Here is a 17884-nt window from a genome sequence, read left to right as displayed (position 1 = left end):
CATCAAATTTGATGAGCATTGTATGATTGAATGGTTAAACTGATTAATCTGATTAATCTTCTATCATATTGTCCCGTGTATTTTTTTGTACGGCAATGGCACCGAACAGCGCCAATAAAAATGCAAATGCATAAAATCCTTTTTCACTCGGAAGAATGGTAGCGTTCCAAAGTCCGATAGCCAGTAAAACAAGCGAAGAAAGGGTGGCAAACCAGCAAATGCCGTAATAAAGATCTGTCACCCTGATGTTTTCCAATCGGTCTCTAACAGCTTTCTGTAAAGAAACTACAGCAAATAATCCGTACAAAAGAATGGTGAAATAATATCCTTTCTCATTAAGTTCCATTTCTGCTCTGACCAGCCCCGTAATAAATCCGATCATTCCTGCTCCCAAGGCGATCCACGACGCTGCTACAAATGCAGTCGATACTTTTTGTTTTTTCATGTTAATGTTTTAATAGAAGGCTAAAGATATTAATTTAAATTTAATGCAAACCATAACTTAATTTCTGAAATTTTATTGTTTAAAATGATAAAAAGAAGAACGGTCTGATTTATAGAGTTTTTTGTTTCAGCGGCGGCGAAGCCGCCGCTGAAACAAAAAACTCTCCTGAAAAGGAGAGTTTTATATCTAAAAGCAATGCGCTTATTAATATCTGTAATATTCCGGTTTGAAAGGTCCTTCAACATTTACCCCGATATAATCAGCCTGTTCCTGGGAAAGAGTTTCAAGCTCAACACTTAATTTCTTAAGGTGAAGGGCGGCTACTTTTTCATCAAGATGTTTTGGAAGCATGTATACTTCATTTTTGTATGCTGCAGAATTGTTCCAAAGCTCGATCTGAGCCAGTGTCTGGTTTGAGAAAGAATTGGACATTACAAAGCTTGGGTGTCCTGTAGCACATCCTAGATTTACAAGTCTTCCTTCCGCAAGAATGATTACTTCTTTACCTTCAATGGTATAAATATCCACCTGTGGTTTTACTTCAGATTTTGTGTGACCATAGTTTTCGTTCAGCCAAGCCATATCGATTTCGTTATCGAAGTGGCCGATGTTACAAACGATTGCTTTATCCTTTAATTTTAAGAAATGTTCTTTTCTTACAATGTTAAAGTTACCTGTAGTCGTGATTACGATATCTGCGTTATCCACTACCGTATCCAGTCTTTTAACTTCATATCCGTCCATTGCAGCCTGAAGCGCACAGATCGGGTCGATTTCAGTTACGGTAACGATAGATCCTGCTCCTCTGAAAGATGCGGCAGTACCTTTTCCAACGTCTCCGTATCCGCAAACTACAACTCTCTTACCAGCCAGCATAATATCTGTAGCTCTTCTTACAGCATCTACTGCAGATTCTTTACATCCGTATTTGTTGTCAAATTTAGATTTCGTTACAGAATCATTTACGTTGATCGCAGGCATTACTAATGTTCCGTTCTTCATTCTCTCGTAAAGTCTGTGAACACCTGTTGTGGTTTCTTCGGAAAGACCTTTGATTTCTTTGGTTAATTCAGGATATTTATCAAAAACCATATTTGTTAAATCTCCACCGTCATCAAGGATCATATTCAATGGCTTTCTGTCTTCGCCGAAGAATATAGTCTGCTCAATACACCAGTCGAATTCTTCTGCATTCATACCTTTCCATGCATATACAGGAATTCCGGCAGCAGCGATAGCCGCAGCAGCGTGATCCTGAGTAGAAAAAATATTACAAGAAGACCAGGTAACTTCAGCTCCTAAAGCAACCAGTGTCTCAATAAGCACAGCGGTCTGGATGGTCATGTGAAGACATCCTGCAATTCTTGCTCCTTTTAGCGGCTGAGAAGGTCCGTATTCTTCACGGATTGCCATAAGACCAGGCATCTCAGCTTCTGCAAGATTTATTTCTTTTCTTCCCCATTCTGCCAGGGAGATATCCTTAACTTTGTAAGGAAGATATTGTGTTGTAGTACTCATATGTAAATGAATAAGTTTTAATTCAATAATAATATGCAAAATTACAACTAATAATTAATATATAAAAACGGCATCTTCCGAACTTGAGATAAGTGCTAAATATCATATTTGTTTTGAAATTCATTATAGGGTATTTCAGCGTACAAATTTTCATTAATTTTACACCAATAAATTAATCAATGCCACTTTACCGCGACTTTTCTGATGATAATGCTACAATTCTCGTATGGAAATATGATGAAACAGAGGATCTTGATATTCATAAACTTCTGGAACCTGAAAATGCAGAGAAAGTAAAAGACTATCATCCCAAAAAGCTGCTAGAAGTTTTAATGGTCCGAAAACTCCTGAAAGGCCTTAAACCCAACTCTAAAATTTTATATAAGGAAAGAGAACCGTTTCTTTCTCCGAAGGATGCTGAAATCTCCATTACCCATTCTTTTCCGTTTGCAGCTATAGCCATTTCCAAAAATAAAATAGGAATTGATATTGAGAAATTCAATCCTAAAATTCTCAGGGTAATTGATAAATTCACCTATGAAAATGAAAGAGGGTTTATTCCTTTTGATAATGAAGTAACGTTTTATACCATTATCTGGAGCGTAAAGGAAAGCATGTATAAAATCCATCATTCCAAGCACTGGTCACTAAAAAAGCATTATGAAGTAAAACCTTTTGAACTGAAGCATCTCCATAATATCAAATGCAGAGTGCATGATGATACAATGTCTGATGAGTTGAAGGCCAGAGTAGAATTTTTCGATGAATATTGCTTTACGATTGTTGAGGAATAATCTTACGCGTTTCTTTATTTTCAGTCTCATTCTGATATTTCTCAATTACTTTTCGCTGTTCTTTGGCAACATCAAAAATCAGTTCAAGAATATCATGAATATTTTTAAGCTCTGTAAGATGCGAAATCTTATCAGGATCCCTCAGATCATAGGTTTCATTTTCTATGAGCTGTGTTTTTCTTTTCATAATAAGATCATCAAGAGAAGAATCTTCCGGTTCGATTCTGCTCTCCATCTTCAGGATTTCCGTTATTGTATCGCCGTTTAAAAGGTTGCAGACTTTCTGCATTTCCGCTTCAATTTTACGGCTCCATCCTTCGGCATCGATTTCAGGATATTTTTCATCATCCTTTACATATTGTGAAAGTGATGCTGTGTAGGCTGTGATAAGATGGGAAGTCGCAACAAACTGATGGACAACTTCCAGTTTTTTCTGCTGGTTTTTGGGTTCGGAAATCATTCTCTGGAAATTATCAGAGAGATTGGCGAGCGAAATAATCGCATTTTTTCGTTTTACTTTATAATCCTGAATATCAAAACCTTCTTCTAGGAATTTTGAAATTACGCTTTGAAAATAAATCAGATTACATTCTGCGGATTTTTTCATTAAATCCAGATTCTGGGTATGTTCCCATACCGGAAGTACGACATAAGCAACTAGTGAAGTAATGACCGCTGCAACAATGGTGTCAACAATCCTGTCCCTGAAAATAATATTAACATTGCCCGGGCTCAGGAAGTTGAAGCTCAGGAACACATAAATCGTCATAAATAAAACAGCCCAGAAATACTTACCTTTCAGGAAGCTGAAGCACATAATCATACTCATTAAAAGAATGGCAAAAAGAAATTCGTTCACCTGGATATAATGCAGAATGGCATAAGCAATCACTGCGCCGGCAATGGTACCGTACAATCTCAGCAGGTTTCTTTTCTTGGTAATAGAGTAGGCCGGTTTTAAAATTGCCACAATAGTAATCAAAATCCAGTAAGTATGCCCGATTCCTAATAGCTGAAAGAGAGAAAACAGATATCCGATCAACAAAGCAATCGTAATCCTAAGGGCATGTCTGAAATGAGATGAAGAGAATGAAATATTATTTTTTAAAACTTTAATATTGAGTTTTTCCTCATTAGGCATAAACTTTTTGAGGTCTAATCCTGTAGAAAGACTCTTGGCCAGTTTAACGTTCTGGGAAAAAACTTTATAAATTTCATTGATTTCTTTGGTAATTTCATTAATGCGCATCAGGATCTGTCTGAGAACCATGAAGTTTTCAAAGTTTTCAGGGGAGATCCGCTTGTTTCTCAGTTCGAAATAGTCATTATTCAGATATTTTAATTCTTCTTCAAGATTGGAAATAGGTCTTGCCCTCGTGCCAATCTGAAGCGATATCCCTATATTGGTAATCTCCTCGGAAAGAAGGTTGAGGTAATCATGAATCTTTACTAAAATCGTAGTGTCTTCGAAACTTTGCTGCAATTTCTGATAGTTACTTTCCGAAGTCATCAGCTTTTCATGAAGATCCATGGAATTGAGGAACATCAGCATTAACAGCCGGCTCGTCGTAGTAGATTCGTTAACAATAGTTCTTGTTTTAAAAACGGTTTCACGGGTTTCTTCCTGAAGGTTTTTTATTTCAATCTGCTTGGCAATAACCTGTGTTGTCAGTTTATCGAAATCCGGGTTTTTCTGATAATAATTGGCCTTGATTTTTAAAAATTCTGCCAGCTGAAGATAATTTTCCCCGATCATCTGGCTGGCCAGCTTATACGGCTGAATGGTTGTTACAATTAAAAAAATCAGTAAAAACCAGATGCATCCTGATGCAAAAATCAAAAGGCTTTTAAGAATGTTGGCGCCGGTTAAATGTCCGTCAATAAAGATGGCAAGAACAACCAGTGATAATGAACCGACTGCCGCAAGTCTCTGTCCGTATACGCCAATAAGTGAAAAGAATATTCCGAAAACTATAATTTCTGCAAAAACCAGAATTTTGATATTCATCACAAGACTTGCTATCAATGCTACAAATACAAAGCAAATGATGGCAAATGTTAAGGCGTTTCTTCTTCTTATAAAAGGGCCCGGCTGATCTGTAAGTGCTACAAAGCTTGTTCCTAAAGGGAAGAGAAAGTATTCTTTAAGAATGCCGAAATGGGCGAGAACAAGACACGGAAGCACAGTAGCCAGCGTAATCCTGATGGCAGAATATACATATTGACTGGTAACAAATTTTTTGAGTTCCGCAGAATAGTTCATACTACAAAAATAAGAGTTAAATGTGAATTGCAGGCTTTAGTTGGTAAGGTAAATATGAATTTTTTTAGATCTTATTCATCATACGGCTCAGATATTAATAGGTATAATGACTGTTCTTTTATACTGAGAAATTCATCAGCAAATTTTAAACCATCTGAATAAATTTTTAAGAAGTGTAAACCTATGAAAAACTATAGAGTTTACAGTTTCAACATTTTAATGCTCATTGCTGGCTAAGAAAGTCTGAATTTTCAATGGTGACTGAGGTTCTCGAAGTCACCAGTCCTGCAATATAGCCCCGATCGCAGCAATTGTCTGAGCTCATTTTATGTTTCGGATTGCGGCGGCGAAGCCGCCGCAATCCGAAACATAAAATAGCGAGTGCGGAGAGCGGGAAAAAGCTTCCAATAAAATATATATATTGCTTTTCGATGTAATCAAATTGCTCCTTGAAAAATAATAAATTACAATTCGACGAAGTCAAAAGCTTCTGAAAATAAAAAAGTCCCATAAAATTATGAGACTTTTGTTTGATATATGGTATTTCTTAATAATCTACATTTGATGTTTCTTCACCGATGTTCCAGGTAAGTCCGAAACGCAGGGTGTTGTCCAATGCAGTATTGATTTTCGACATATTGATAAGGTAGGAAATGTCAAGACCAAAAGAACGGTATTTTAATCCGATACCTGCAGTAGCAAATTGTCTTGCTCCCTGCTCTTCACTTTCGTGGAAATAACCTGTTCTTACTGAAAATGCATTGTCATAAGAATACTCCAAGGCTCCACTCATCATGATAGAATTCGGATTTTTAAAGGATTTTCCGATACCAGCAATTGGTCCCACGTTTGGAACTTCATAGATCGGTTGTCTTGTATTGGGATCTGTTCCTACATATTCCGACCCCGGAACCAGGATTTTAGAACCTTCAAAGCTAATGCCTACTCTGTTCATATCATCAAGATACATGTCGTAACCAAGTCCTAATCTTGCCATGGTAGGAAGGTAGGATCTTGATTCTTCGTTTCCTGTATAGTCTAATTTTGGACCTACGTTCTGAATAGTAAAACCTGCGTTTATTTTTCCGTCCATATTCCCAAAACTTGAGAATCTTGGAGAAGTATAGTACGCGGAAACATCTACAGCAAAGCTATTAGCTGGTTTCAAAGTCGTATCTGTATTGAATCCTCCAGCTAAGTCTGAACGGATGAATCTACCGGTAACAGCACCGGAGAATGAATCAGATAGTTTCAAAGCATAAGCAACGTCAATTGAGAATTCGTTTGGCTTGGAAGTACCCAATGAAGTTACTTCATTTCCTACTAACTGAGTAAGATCCACTTCACCCATATTAAAGTAATAAATACTTGCTGAAATGGTAGATCGCTCTTCCTGCCCTAAAAATTTATGGAACGCTCCATACAATAAAAACACATCATTGGTAAGTTTTCCCATGTACGGAGTGTAATTTAATCCCACAGAAGAACTTGTTCTGCTGAAAGGATATTTTGCAGCATTCCAGAATTGAGAAAAAGCATCCGGAGAGGTAACGACACCCTGATCCCCCATACCTCCAGCTCTTGCATCTGGCGCGATTCTTAAGAAAGGAGCTCCGGTTAATACAGGTCTTACAAGGCTTAAATCTTGAGAATAGCCTAAAAAGCCAGCACTTAACCCAATTCCTAAAAGCAGTTTAGTAGTTAAATTCATATGTTGTCTTTTATATATTATCAGTTTTTTATTGATATTATTATTGTTATTGTTTTAAAATTATTTCAAAAGTACCATTTTTTCTACAGCTGTAGCACTTCCTTTGCATTTTTCTTGATTTTGACTTTTTGCAAATATCTTAAAAATATACGTACCTTTTGCTACTGTGGCACCAAAATCATCTCTTCCGTCCCATTCTATAGCCTGACGCGGCGTTCTAAAGCCCTGTAGGAACGGTTCCGCAACTACCGGCTGAGATAAAGTTCTTACCAATTTTCCGGTAATGGTATATATCTGAACATTTACATCCAGCATATCATCACAGTTATGTTCAAACTGAATGTATGTCTTGTTGGTAAAAGGATTCGGCCAGTTTAACGGTCTGTTAATCACCAGATGCTGGTCTGCTTCATCCTTAACTTCAAAATTTAACGTTGCAGTTGTGGAATTATTGTTTATATCCCAAACTTTAAATGTCAATTGATGCTGCCCTGTGGAAAGATTCCTGAAAGGATAGGTAACATTCCCTTTCTGATAGTCTGCCAGACTTGGATTGAGGCATCCGTTTCCTTCTCCGGAAGCAAAAAAATCATTTAATACAACGGTATTGATAATTTGGCCGTCCAAATATACAGTAATATCGTGACCGATACCAGACCCTGTAGAATTAATTCCCTTGTCATCCGTAATACATGCAAGCAGCATTGGGTTTTGATCTGTAATACCACCATCGGCAAAGTTGGTGTTATTCATATAAAGTTTCACTTTCGGCGGCTCGTTGTCATTAATCCCGTTTGGATTGATATCTCCTACCTGTACTGCCTGATTATTGAATACATCGCTTGCTTTATTATCTGCATACCCAAGAATTCTTCCTTGTCCCACAGCATAGTTAATATCTTTAGGTACATAAAATTCTACCGTGAATACTCCGTTTACTGCAGTTCCCGAAGCTTTTACAATAGCACTTCCTTCTTCTGTGTATTGTAAAACAGGGGTTAGGCCGCCGTCGTTATTCAATGTGGTTTTATTTAATCTTTTGTCAAAAATATTAATGACCACACGCCCGTTGAAAGTTGTATTAATCGTTCCGTTCGGATTATTGATGTGTCCTGTTACTTTAACAAAATCCAAACCTCTGATAAGTCCCGGAACCGGAGTGTCAATATTATCAATGACAAGTAATCGTTGTGGTCTGCTCAGTTTCATCGCAGGATCTCCCAGAAAATTAACTTTCAGGTGGTCTGTTGCTGAACCTTTTTGCTTTTTGGCGTTCAGGTGTGCAATTCCGAGTGTCTGAAAATCATCATTATTCAGTTTAAAAATATTCTGGGTGTACAGATTGGTAAAATCCACTCCGTATCCTACATCAATGGCACGGCTTGAAGTAATCATAGCGGCAGGACCGCCCTGTTTCATTTTAAGGAACTGCTCACCTGCCGAAGAGGTATCAGGCTCATCCCAAAGCGTAAACTCACAGGTAATGGTCGACACAAAAGGAAATCTGCTGTACACATTAGAAAAATTGTTGGCATTTTGAATTTCAGATAAGGTTAAAACTCTTTCCTGTGCCCATCCGTTGATTCCTCCATGTCCGAAATAGAACATATACAGACTGTTTCCTATGTCATTTGAGATAGCCTGGTTTACCTGAGGATACCTTTGTCCTCCTGCGGTACTCTGTGCCTGAAAAGCATCAAGATATAATTTCCTTACATTGTATTCTTTGAGTACCTGCGTTGGCTGCTCAAAAACCGTGGCCAAAGAATTATTCATAACGGTATGGAAAGGTGTTCCGCCGTCATTATCATCATCTACGATAAAGTCGAGCTTCATTTTCCATTCTCCGAATGGGGTAGACTGTCCTGATAAATTGTTGTAATAAGCCAGGGTTTTATCCATCATATTGGCAGCCTCCGTCACATTAGCAGCAGGAAGTCTTCCAACAGGGAGATCTGGCAGGTTATTGGTAATAAATTCGGTTGTTTGTGGTTTTGTCATTACAATATAATCATCTGTAACGAAAGATCTTATCACATCGGAAGATTCTTCACTTTGATAACTTGTCACAACATTGGAATTATTGGAGACTCTGTTTTTAAAATCATATGAAGTGTCTCCTAAAATAAATACATATTTTAAGGTTCCTAAAGGCGTGTTCAGCTTTGTTACAAAGTCCCTGATTGCCGTAAGATCTCTGCTTCCGCTCCCGAATTCATTATATATTTTGTCCGTATCAACAATCTGTACATTATAATTGTTTTTGGTCTGATGATAATTAGCCAGTCTCTGCGCCTGTCCCATCATTTCCGGAACGGTAATGATCAGATAATCTATATTCTGAAGTGCAGAAAGATTCTGGTTATTGATACGTCCTACAAATTGTGGAGAATAGGCAGCATCTGCTTTAAAAGCTACAAATTCATTATTAAAATTTTGGTCTGCCGCAGTATAAGCAAAATTAAATGTTGTATTTCCTGCTGCTTTATTCACTCTTCTGTTGGCATTGGTGATGTCTGTAACGTCCCATATCTGTTCTGCAGAAGAGGCATTGGATAAGCTGAAACCATAAGTGGTATTGCTGCCGCTTACCAAAGAGAAATCCCTGAAATTCATTTGTGTACCGTTGAAGCTAAGGTTATCCTTATATTGTACTTCGAGATAATCTACATAAAAATTTCCGTTGGGATTTACCGTAATGTTCGGTTTTAGGTTAAATGTGATCTGATTTCCGCTCAGTCCTGTTATTAGCCCGGAATATCTCAATGGGAAAAACTCATTGGTTCCTCCGGAGTTTGCAGATGGGATAACCGTGTTTAAAGGATTTTGCGTATTAATATCAAAGGATATGCTGTTTTGCTGTGATTTATATCCGATTACCTGCACTCTGTATCGTATCTCATCACCACCCTGAATGGCTGAGGCTGTAGTAAAAGTTACTGCTTTATCGGTTGTAAACGGAGTGTCTTCAACCCATAATCTCCCTACTTTCATCAGATTTTTCTGGTCTTTATTTACTACCTGATAATTATCAAATCTTGTAATAAGTGGAGTAGCAGGAAGGTTAACGTCCACATTCTGAACCCTTTTTCCCGGACCTTTATCAAAATTGATATAATAATAAGAATAATCTTCATAAATGTTTTTCACATTCTCACTTCTGTCACTTCTGGTATCTGTTCTTTTAAATCCGTTTCCGTTGGAAGTATTGTAAAGATTATACCCATCCGGTCCTTGTGCATAGAACAATGCATAATCACTATCATGCCACACACCATCATCTTCTCCCACAACCTGGATGGCATTTTCCTGAAGCGCACTGTATTTCACATTCTGATTAAATTCGGGAAGCATGATGCCTCCGTTTCCGTAGATTCTGAAGTTTTTAGGATTTACAGAAGAAGGATTGATGCCGTTGTCCTGCAAAAACTGTTTCGTAATTTTAAAAATCCCGGATTTGTCAACTTTAATCTTATAAAAATTTCCGGTTGATAAAGGGTTGGTAGTGGTTCCTACTTTTAAAGTGTTTCCGAGGCTGTTGGAGGTATTTGTTTCTGAAATTTCAAATGAAGACAAACGTTTTACCTGTCCTTTTTCTCTTTTAAATAATGCTACATTAATATTTGCATATCGCTCTCCTTCAGAATTATAATAGGCAACGTCTTTAATTTCATAATCAGGAAGAAGATCTTTGCTTATCTCATATAAATCTTTTGCAGGGATATTTTCCCATACAGGATTGGAAACTTTTAACTGCTTTTCACCAACCTGTTGTCTGGTTGTTATAAAAATGTTATTTTGGCTGAATGAAAATCCCTGATTTTTAAAATTGGGAAGATTGAGTTTGGTATCACCATAATCCCGGATTTTAGAGCCATCCCATTCTATGGAGATTCTCTGAGCCCAGAATGTTGATACGAAGCCTAATAAAAATAAAAGCGAAATTTTTTGTTTCATGTTTATTGTTGAAATTTCTGAATTACAAAATAAATGAAAATTTTATAATTAAATTGTGATACAATAAAATTAATTTGTTAACGTTTTTCAAAAAAATCAACTCTTTACTTGATTTATTGAATAATTTATTTTTTCTTTGTACTTTGAAAATATTTATATCGACTATGAAAAAACTAAAGTTGTTTTCATTAATAGCATTAAGTTCTACACTTGCATTAACCAGTTGCGGAGGATCTAATAATGGCGGCGGTACTAAAAAATTTGTCAGCAAAACAGGTTGGAAACCAAACGAGAAACAAGGTTGGTTTTTTGCAGGAAAGCAACAAAAACAAAAGGGTTGGCCGGGAATGGTATATGTAGAAGGTGGAACTTTTACAATGGGATTAGTGAAAGATGATGTTATGCACGATTGGAATAACTCACCGCGCAGAATGCAGGTAAGTTCCTTCTTTATCGGGGAAACTGAAATTACTAACTACGAATACCGCGAATACCTTACATGGTTGAAGTATGTATTCCCTCCAAGCGATCCAAGCTTTAAGGAAATCTACAACGGTGCTTTGCCGGATACCTTATTGTGGGACAACAAATTATCTAGAAATGATTACAACGAGACGTATTTCCGTTCTCCGGAGTTTGATTACTATCCTGTAGTGGGAGTATCTTGGACTCAGGCAAACAGATATTGCGAATGGTTGTCAGACAGAGCTAATGAAAAAGCTTTGATGCAGGCAGGTATTATCGCAAAGGATTTGTATATCAACGAATCTAATAACCAAGGCGGAACTGCATTCAATATGGATAAATTCAAATCGAATGATCCTGAAATGCAGGGCTATATCAACGAAAAAAGAATGCAGCAGAAAACAGGTTTGAAAACAACAAACCAAAGATTGCTTGCTGCCAACAGAGCTCCGAACGCTGCGATGGTAACAAAATTCAGACTTCCTACAGAAGTAGAATGGGAATATGCAGCTCTGGGAATGGCTAAAAACAGAGAGTATAACCAATACATGGGTAAAACACCTCAGATTGAAAAACTAAGAGGTACCAAAGGAAGAGAAAGAGGTATGTTCCTTGAAAACTTCAAAATGGGTGCTGGTGATTATTCCGGTATCGCAGGTTGGAAAAACGACGGTTCTGCACAGACTTCTGATGTTAGACAATTTCCTTCCAATGATTTAGGGATCTATGGTATGTACGGAAACGTTGCAGAATGGACAGCAGATGTATACAGACCAATTATTGACGAAGACTTCAGCGACTTCAACTATTACAGAGGAAATATGCCTCAGGCTATTGTAAGAAACGGAGACGGTACTTACAAGATGGTAGATGAAAACAGCATCAAGTATGATACTTTGGCAGACGGAAGATTGGTTTACAAAAACCTTCCGGGTCATTTTGAAAGAGAAACCATTGCTGATTACAGAAACTACAGAGATGGCGACAGAATGTCTTCTTTAGACTACAGAAATGCTTCTGATTCTGCTTCAACGTACGATATGTACAACTCTCCTAAATCAAGATTTATTGTAGATGGGAACGGTAGAGTAGTATTACAGAAAGACAGAAAAGAAAGAACTTCTGGAGTTTCAAATGATGTCAGAGTTGTAAAAGGTGGTTCTTGGCAGGATACAGCATACTGGTTGGATCCGGGACAAAGAAGATATAAAGATCAAAACAAAGCATACGGATGGATTGGATTCCGTGTGGCTCAGGATGCAAGAGCAAACGATAAGAGTAGAACAAGAAGATAATATTTATCAAAATAATTTTCAAAAAACCTTCCGGAATTCTGGAAGGTTTTTTATTTTTGAACCATGAATACAGAACAGTTTTATCCTTTGTTTTTAAAAGCTGCACATGTTGTAATAGACAGCAGAAAAATTGAAAAAAATGATATTTTCTTTGCCTTTTCGGGAGAAAATTTCAATGCAGCCACATTAGCTGAAGAGGCCGTCAACAAAGGGGCATTGGCTGTTATTGTAGAGCGGCAGGATTACGAAAACCCTGAAAAGAATATCTTTTATGTTCCTTCAACCTTAGAATTTTTACAGGAGCTTGCAAGATACCATAGAAAAAAACTTCAGATTTCTGTAATCGGGTTAACGGGAAGCAATGGGAAAACCACAACAAAAGAAATTATCCATGCCGTACTTTCCGAAAAATTCAACGTGCAGTATACCCGTGGAAATTTAAACAATCATATTGGCGTCCCTTTAACCATTCTTTCAATTAAACCTGAGCATGAAATGGCGGTAGTAGAAATGGGAGCCAATCATCAGAAAGAAATTGATTTTTTATGTACAATCTCAATGCCTGATTTCGGATATATTACCAATTTCGGAAAGGCGCACCTGGAAGGATTCGGAGGAGTTGAGGGTGTAATTAAAGGGAAATCTGAACTATACGACTATCTTAAAAATAATGGCAAAACAATTCTTGTGAATGATAATGATCCCATCCAGTTTGAGAAAACAAAAGAGTATTCAGGAAAAATTACATTCGGAAATGCAGAATCGGATTATCAGTTTGAATTGGTTTCAGAACAAAATTTTGTAGGTTTAATGTATAAAAACCAAAAAGCTGTTTCAAAACTTACGGGGGAATATAATTTTACCAATTTATGTGCAGCGGCAAGTCTGGGGCTTTATTTTGGAATTGACTTTGATAAAGTCATTCATGCTATTGAAAATTATACTCCTACCAATATGCGTTCTCAGGTTGTTGAAAAAGGAAATAAAACTCTGGTTTTAGATACTTATAATGCTAACCCGAGTTCGATGGCTGCTTCCCTCAAAAACTTTATTACTTTCGAAGGCTCAAAAACAATCATCATAGGGGATATGCTTGAGCTGGGAGACGAAAGTGAAATAGAACATCTGGCAATTTTGAAACTTGCCCAGGATCTGGGATTTGATGAAATCATCACGGTAGGCAAAATTTTCAGAACGGTCAATCATTCGCCATTAAGTTTTGAAGAAACATCATCTCTAACGGAATACCTGAAAAAGAATATAATTTCCTCGAAAAATATTTTACTGAAAGGCTCAAGAGGCATCGCTCTGGAAAAAGCAATAGAGTTTATTTAATCTTTGTATTCCAAAATTCTCTGATAATAAGTCTGATATTTTTAAATGTGCTTGGGAAAACTTCTTCTTCGATCTGGAGGGTATTTTTCCAGGCAACTTCAGTAATGCCTTCTTCAATCTGAGGTTTTGAAGTATCTTCACCATCAAAGTTCATTTCAAACCAATGCGTGCATTTCAGTACTTTATCACCGTTTCTTTCAATATAAATATGATAAGTAGTGTTGATGAAGCTTAGCAGTTCCACATTCTGCAATCCTGTTTCTTCTTCAATTTCCCTTACCGCAGATTCTTCACGGGATTCTCCCTTTTCCATTTTTCCCTTCGGCAGATCCCATTTTCCAAGTCTTTTGATAAAAAGGATATCTCCTTCAGGATTACTTACAATACCGCCTGCAGCTTCTATTATCCTGAAAAGTTTCTGAAATTCTGACCAGATCTCATCGATATTTTCCCCGAAAACGTTTAATTCCTTTACAGATGTATTTTCAAGAAGATCAAGAGCGATCTCCAGGCTTGTGACGTTTTCGTATCCAAGCGTTTTTTCTAAGTTTTCAGATTGCTTAGACAACAGTAATTTTTTTTCGTTCACAAAAACTTTATACATATATTTGTAAGAATTAAGAATTTAATACAAAAATAAAAAATGAATTTAGAAGGACGAAAGATTATTGTGAATAAATCATCTAAAGACCTGGTAGAAATCCTGAAATCTCCTGAAAATTACAAAGATTTCATGCCGGATGGTTTACAGAAGTTTGAAACGAGAGAAGACGGATTTAAATTCGGGCTGCAGGGCATGCCGGAAATTGCTCTTAAAATAGATGAAGTCACCAGTGATAAGGCAGTCTTGAAATCGGCAAGCTCCAGTCTTGATTTTTCACTGACAGCAGCTTTGCATCCTGTTAATGAAAACCAGACGGAAGTACAGATGTTGTTTGAAGGAAAGTTTAATCCGTTTATTAAAATGATGGTGGAAAAACCTCTTCAGAACTTTATCAACACCCTTACCGATAAGATCGAAGCTTATAAATAACAGCACCTCCGCAAACGGAGGTTTTTTTATGCAATAATTCCTGAACTGTGATCATTCGGGCTTCCCGTTGCGGAAGCAAGTACGTTAATTTCATTATTCAACCTTAAAATTCCCATCAAAGCAAAAATCAGGGCTTCTTTATAATCGATAATTTCTTTTTCAGGAATGATAATTTCAGCCTGTGTTTTATCCCGGATTTTTTCAATTAAATAGTGATTGTACGTTCCACCGCCTGTAAAAAGGACATTTTTAAGATGATTTTTATTAATCACCTCTGCAATCTGGTAAGCAGTATGTTCGGTAAATGTCGCTATAGCATCAATATGGTCCACGTTTTCAAATAATGGAAATATATTTTCATTACACCATTCAATTCCTAAAGATTTAGGATGGGGCTGATGGTAAAATTCTAATGAATTTAATGATGAAAGAAGGCTTGCATGAATAGTTCCTTTTTTTGCCAAATCTCCGTTTTCATCAAAATCTTTACCTAAATATTGAGCCAGTTTATTGAGAACAATATTTACTGGGGCAATATCAAAAGCAATTCTCCTGCCTTCAGACTGTAATGAAATATTGGAAAAACCTCCGAGATTAAGGCATGCATGATATTCAGAAAAAAGAAGCCTGTCACCAATTGGCACCAGTGGAGCTCCGTTACCACCCATTAATACATCCTGGCTCCGGAAATCATAAACAACAGGAATACCTGTTTCCAGCCTGATAGCACGGCCGTCACCGATCTGAAGGGTAAATTTTTTTTGAGGCTGATGATAAACCGTGTGGCCGTGAGAAGCAATAAGATCTATGTTTTTAAGCCCATGCTTTTCAATAAAGTTTTTTACGGTTTGTCCTAAAAAAAATCCGTATGCAGAGTGCAATTCCAGCAGTTTTTCTGCGGAAAGATCTATCGCATGCTTTAAGTCATTGTAAAGATTTTCAGAATAAGAAACCGTTTCAGCTTTTATAATTTCGAAACTCCAGGAATGAACTTTTTCAAATTTTACAAAACAAATATCCAGACCATCTAAACTCGTTCCGGACATCAGTCCTATCGCATGGAAAGTCATAATGCTATTTTTGTTTTTCAGATAGTTTGTCGGTAGTAAAATCTCCCGAATTCTGGTAAAAAACATATTCGGAAAAATCATCCTTAGCGGTCATTCCGTGTGCCCCGATCAGTGTTGATCCGTCTTTCATCGTTACATATACCGTATCACGGGTATAAATTCTTTTCTTTCGCTGATCCCAGAAAACGGTCTGCATGGCAAACCTTTCATTTTCATTCGTTGTAATTCTTACATCACCTCTGGCTTCGTAAAATTGCTTGTAATCGTAGAATTTTGCATATTTTGCTTTTATTGTTCCGGGTACTTTTGGCTTTTTTTTATCGAAAAAAAGAATATTCACTCCTTTTCTTGCCACGGTATAAGGACTGTCGATAAGCTCATATTTTTCAATAATGGGAGCTTTGGCCCGCATCGTTACAAAACCGGAATCCCGCTGAATAATATTGGCGTTATTGATAATCTGTGAAGCAAAGTTTTTATTGTTTTTACCTTTGTTATTGGTAAGGTCTTCCTCACAGGATGTTACCATAAAAAATATAGCACAACTAAAAAGGTATGCTATATTTTTTTTATATGATATGTTTCTGAAGAACTTCATTTTAGTTGTATAGAGTCTTTCTGAACCACTTATCTGCAAAATTAAAACCGACTCTCAGGTTAATATAGTTTTGGTTGATGAGATTATTTTTAAGTGTTCCTCTTTTTCCGACTTCAAGGCCCAGTTCAAGACCGCTCATCCTTGTGATGCTGCTGTTCTTAAATGGCAGAAGAACTCCTCCGGAAACCCCGAATTTATTGATATTTTGTCCAGCAATCTGTAAGCTTCCCTTTTCATAAAAAGCTCCGTAACGGTATACGATTCTGGAAAAATAACTTCTGAAGTTATTGTAATTCGGCAAATACCAACCTCCGGCAGAAATTCTGTAAGAATCCTGAAGATCCAAGGACTGTCCGAAATAAGCAATGCTTTCTCCCTTTTTATAATCTCCCTGAAGGGATAAGAACCATTTGTTTTCTTCTCCGTATCCTACTCCTAAAGAGGCTTGTAACGGCATAAGATTTTTAGAATCCGTACTTCTTTTCTCAATAATACTTTCATTGGCTTTTATAGTTTGCCCGGCATCAGAATAGAAATAAGTACTGTTTACATAATCAGTGGCCATATTACTGGTATTACCAAAAGTAGTGGTTGCACCAATCGTAAGTTTTCTGTCGGTACTTGTATTTAGGTTCTGATAGCTTGCTCCCAGCGTAAAGTTAAAATTTTTGATGCTGTTTTTGGTTTCATAACCGTTAATAAGCTCTGCGCTGGCATAAGTAAGCTCATTTAGGTCATAAAGGTTACCAAAATAGTAGTTGGCTCTGGCTCCAACGGCAAATTTATCATTAACTTTATAGCCTAATGCAATCTGAGCGGTATTTAATGTTCCGCTTCCTTTAAATCTGTTGGCTCTTTTATCGTATACTACACCGTTTTCGTCTGTAATGTCATCGATATGAACAATTTCATAGCTCTTGGAACTGTAAGGCTGATAAGAAAGCCCCATTTTCAGTTTCGGAGATAATGGAAAAGCCAGGGAAATATTGGATAAATACGTAGAATGTTTGGTAGACTTCGTATTGTTATAATCTGTTTTAAAGTAATTGTTTTCGTTGGTAGCTTCCAGCTTAATACTTGTAAGCTCGAAATTAGCATTGTTTGCAGGGTTTGCAAAGTTGAAATTACTGGTAAAATCGCTTATAAAAGCTGTAGATATACCTCCCATTGAGGAAGTTTCGATCGTATTATCATATTTAATATCCCCGATTCCGTAGGTCGCATAAGGTGAATTACTCAGATTCTGCGCGTTTAGGAAGTATCCGACTGATATTAATGATAGTACAAAGATTTTTTTCATTCTTTATTTTTAAAACAATGCGCAAATATCTTAAATATTAATGAATTGTAAAAATTATAAGAGGTTAAAGTTTGTTAAGGACGATTAATAGACATAATTA

General features: G+C 36.9%; 13 protein-coding genes. 4 read left to right on the top strand and 9 right to left on the bottom strand.

What is annotated here, in order from left to right; genetic code table 11:
- Nucleotides 1-52: 52 nt before the first annotated feature.
- Complete coding sequence (gene yiaA, locus U9K52_RS05170; protein ID WP_248394293.1) at nt 53-445, bottom strand: inner membrane protein YiaA; 393 nt, start codon at nt 443-445, stop codon at nt 53-55.
- A 204-nt stretch (nt 446-649) separates the two neighbouring features.
- A complete protein-coding gene (ahcY, locus tag U9K52_RS05165; protein ID WP_248394291.1) occupies nt 650-1963 on the bottom strand; it encodes an adenosylhomocysteinase in 1314 nt (437 codons plus the stop codon).
- A 179-nt stretch (nt 1964-2142) separates the two neighbouring features.
- Here ahcY and U9K52_RS05160 point away from each other — a divergent pair, with 179 nt between their 5' ends.
- On the top strand, nt 2143-2757 hold the full coding sequence (locus tag U9K52_RS05160; RefSeq protein WP_248394289.1) for a 4'-phosphopantetheinyl transferase family protein: 615 nt from the start codon (nt 2143-2145) through the stop codon (nt 2755-2757).
- On the opposite strand, the gene U9K52_RS05155 is transcribed toward U9K52_RS05160, so the two are convergent.
- The 3 genes from U9K52_RS05155 to porU form a co-directional block, all read right to left on the bottom strand.
- Nucleotides 2738-5020 (bottom strand): FUSC family protein, encoded by a 2283-nt coding sequence (locus U9K52_RS05155; protein WP_312172629.1) that lies wholly within the window; start codon nt 5018-5020, stop codon nt 2738-2740. The genes U9K52_RS05160 and U9K52_RS05155 overlap by 20 nt on opposite strands.
- A gap of 547 nt (nt 5021-5567) precedes the next feature.
- Nucleotides 5568-6731: a type IX secretion system outer membrane channel protein PorV gene (gene porV, locus U9K52_RS05150; RefSeq protein ID WP_263602565.1), complete on the bottom strand. Its 1164-nt coding sequence runs from the start codon at nt 6729-6731 to the stop codon at nt 5568-5570.
- Nucleotides 6732-6791: 60 nt separating this feature from the next.
- Nucleotides 6792-10688 carry a type IX secretion system sortase PorU gene (porU, locus tag U9K52_RS05145; protein ID WP_322925594.1) on the bottom strand — a complete coding sequence of 1299 codons (3897 nt, stop codon included), beginning with the start codon at nt 10686-10688 and terminating at the stop codon, nt 6792-6794.
- Nucleotides 10689-10852: 164 nt separating this feature from the next.
- On the opposite strand from porU, the gene gldJ reads away from it, so the two are divergent.
- Both gldJ and U9K52_RS05135 read left to right on the top strand, forming a co-directional pair.
- Nucleotides 10853-12448 carry a gliding motility lipoprotein GldJ gene (gene gldJ / locus U9K52_RS05140; protein ID WP_248394281.1) on the top strand — a complete coding sequence of 532 codons (1596 nt, stop codon included), beginning with the start codon at nt 10853-10855 and terminating at the stop codon, nt 12446-12448.
- Between the two features lie 63 nt (nt 12449-12511).
- Nucleotides 12512-13783 carry a UDP-N-acetylmuramoyl-tripeptide--D-alanyl-D-alanine ligase gene (locus U9K52_RS05135; protein ID WP_322925593.1) on the top strand — a complete coding sequence of 424 codons (1272 nt, stop codon included), beginning with the start codon at nt 12512-12514 and terminating at the stop codon, nt 13781-13783.
- On the opposite strand, the gene U9K52_RS05130 is transcribed toward U9K52_RS05135, so the two are convergent.
- Entirely contained in the window at nt 13776-14387 is a 612-nt protein-coding gene (locus U9K52_RS05130) for an NUDIX hydrolase (protein ID WP_282569135.1), read from the bottom strand. The genes U9K52_RS05135 and U9K52_RS05130 overlap by 8 nt on opposite strands.
- A gap of 39 nt (nt 14388-14426) precedes the next feature.
- On the opposite strand from U9K52_RS05130, the gene U9K52_RS05125 reads away from it, so the two are divergent.
- Nucleotides 14427-14816: an SRPBCC family protein gene (locus tag U9K52_RS05125; RefSeq protein ID WP_263602569.1), complete on the top strand. Its 390-nt coding sequence runs from the start codon at nt 14427-14429 to the stop codon at nt 14814-14816.
- A 26-nt stretch (nt 14817-14842) separates the two neighbouring features.
- On the opposite strand, the gene U9K52_RS05120 is transcribed toward U9K52_RS05125, so the two are convergent.
- Genes U9K52_RS05120 through U9K52_RS05110 form a run of 3 tightly spaced genes read right to left on the bottom strand, consistent with a single transcriptional unit; the run spans nt 14843 to nt 17784 of the window.
- The gene (locus U9K52_RS05120; RefSeq protein ID WP_322925592.1) at nt 14843-15886 is read right to left on the bottom strand and encodes an anhydro-N-acetylmuramic acid kinase; all 1044 of its coding nucleotides are present in this window, start codon (nt 15884-15886) and stop codon (nt 14843-14845) included.
- 4 nt (nt 15887-15890) lie between these two features.
- Entirely contained in the window at nt 15891-16484 is a 594-nt protein-coding gene (gene lptC / locus U9K52_RS05115; RefSeq protein ID WP_248394277.1) for an LPS export ABC transporter periplasmic protein LptC, read from the bottom strand.
- A gap of 1 nt (nt 16485) precedes the next feature.
- Nucleotides 16486-17784: a hypothetical protein gene (locus tag U9K52_RS05110; RefSeq protein ID WP_248394276.1), complete on the bottom strand. Its 1299-nt coding sequence runs from the start codon at nt 17782-17784 to the stop codon at nt 16486-16488.
- Nucleotides 17785-17884: the final 100 nt, after the last annotated feature.

The sequence above is a fragment of the Chryseobacterium sp. MHB01 genome (genome assembly GCF_034651565.1).
In the GTDB taxonomy this organism is placed as follows: Bacteria; Bacteroidota; Bacteroidia; order Flavobacteriales; family Weeksellaceae; genus Chryseobacterium; species Chryseobacterium nepalense.
Note: the sequence above shows the minus strand (reverse complement) of the source record. Positions and strands in the feature narration are given on the sequence as shown.

Excerpts from the sequence above, each read along its gene's own strand:
- U9K52_RS05135 (WP_322925593.1), top strand. The coding sequence starts at position 12,512 with ATGAATACAGAACAGTTTTATCCTTTGTTTTTAAAAGCTGCACATGTT.
- porU (WP_322925594.1), bottom strand. The coding sequence starts at position 10,688 with ATGAAACAAAAAATTTCGCTTTTATTTTTATTAGGCTTCGTATCAACA.
- U9K52_RS05130 (WP_282569135.1), bottom strand. The coding sequence starts at position 14,387 with ATGTATAAAGTTTTTGTGAACGAAAAAAAATTACTGTTGTCTAAGCAA.
- U9K52_RS05160 (WP_248394289.1), top strand. The coding sequence starts at position 2,143 with ATGCCACTTTACCGCGACTTTTCTGATGATAATGCTACAATTCTCGTA.
- U9K52_RS05120 (WP_322925592.1), bottom strand. The coding sequence starts at position 15,886 with ATGACTTTCCATGCGATAGGACTGATGTCCGGAACGAGTTTAGATGGT.
- lptC (WP_248394277.1), bottom strand. The coding sequence starts at position 16,484 with ATGAAGTTCTTCAGAAACATATCATATAAAAAAAATATAGCATACCTT.
- U9K52_RS05110 (WP_248394276.1), bottom strand. The coding sequence starts at position 17,784 with ATGAAAAAAATCTTTGTACTATCATTAATATCAGTCGGATACTTCCTA.
- U9K52_RS05125 (WP_263602569.1), top strand. The coding sequence starts at position 14,427 with ATGAATTTAGAAGGACGAAAGATTATTGTGAATAAATCATCTAAAGAC.
- porV (WP_263602565.1), bottom strand. The coding sequence starts at position 6,731 with ATGAATTTAACTACTAAACTGCTTTTAGGAATTGGGTTAAGTGCTGGC.
- U9K52_RS05155 (WP_312172629.1), bottom strand. The coding sequence starts at position 5,020 with ATGAACTATTCTGCGGAACTCAAAAAATTTGTTACCAGTCAATATGTA.
- gldJ (WP_248394281.1), top strand. The coding sequence starts at position 10,853 with ATGAAAAAACTAAAGTTGTTTTCATTAATAGCATTAAGTTCTACACTT.
- yiaA (WP_248394293.1), bottom strand. The coding sequence starts at position 445 with ATGAAAAAACAAAAAGTATCGACTGCATTTGTAGCAGCGTCGTGGATC.
- ahcY (WP_248394291.1), bottom strand. The coding sequence starts at position 1,963 with ATGAGTACTACAACACAATATCTTCCTTACAAAGTTAAGGATATCTCC.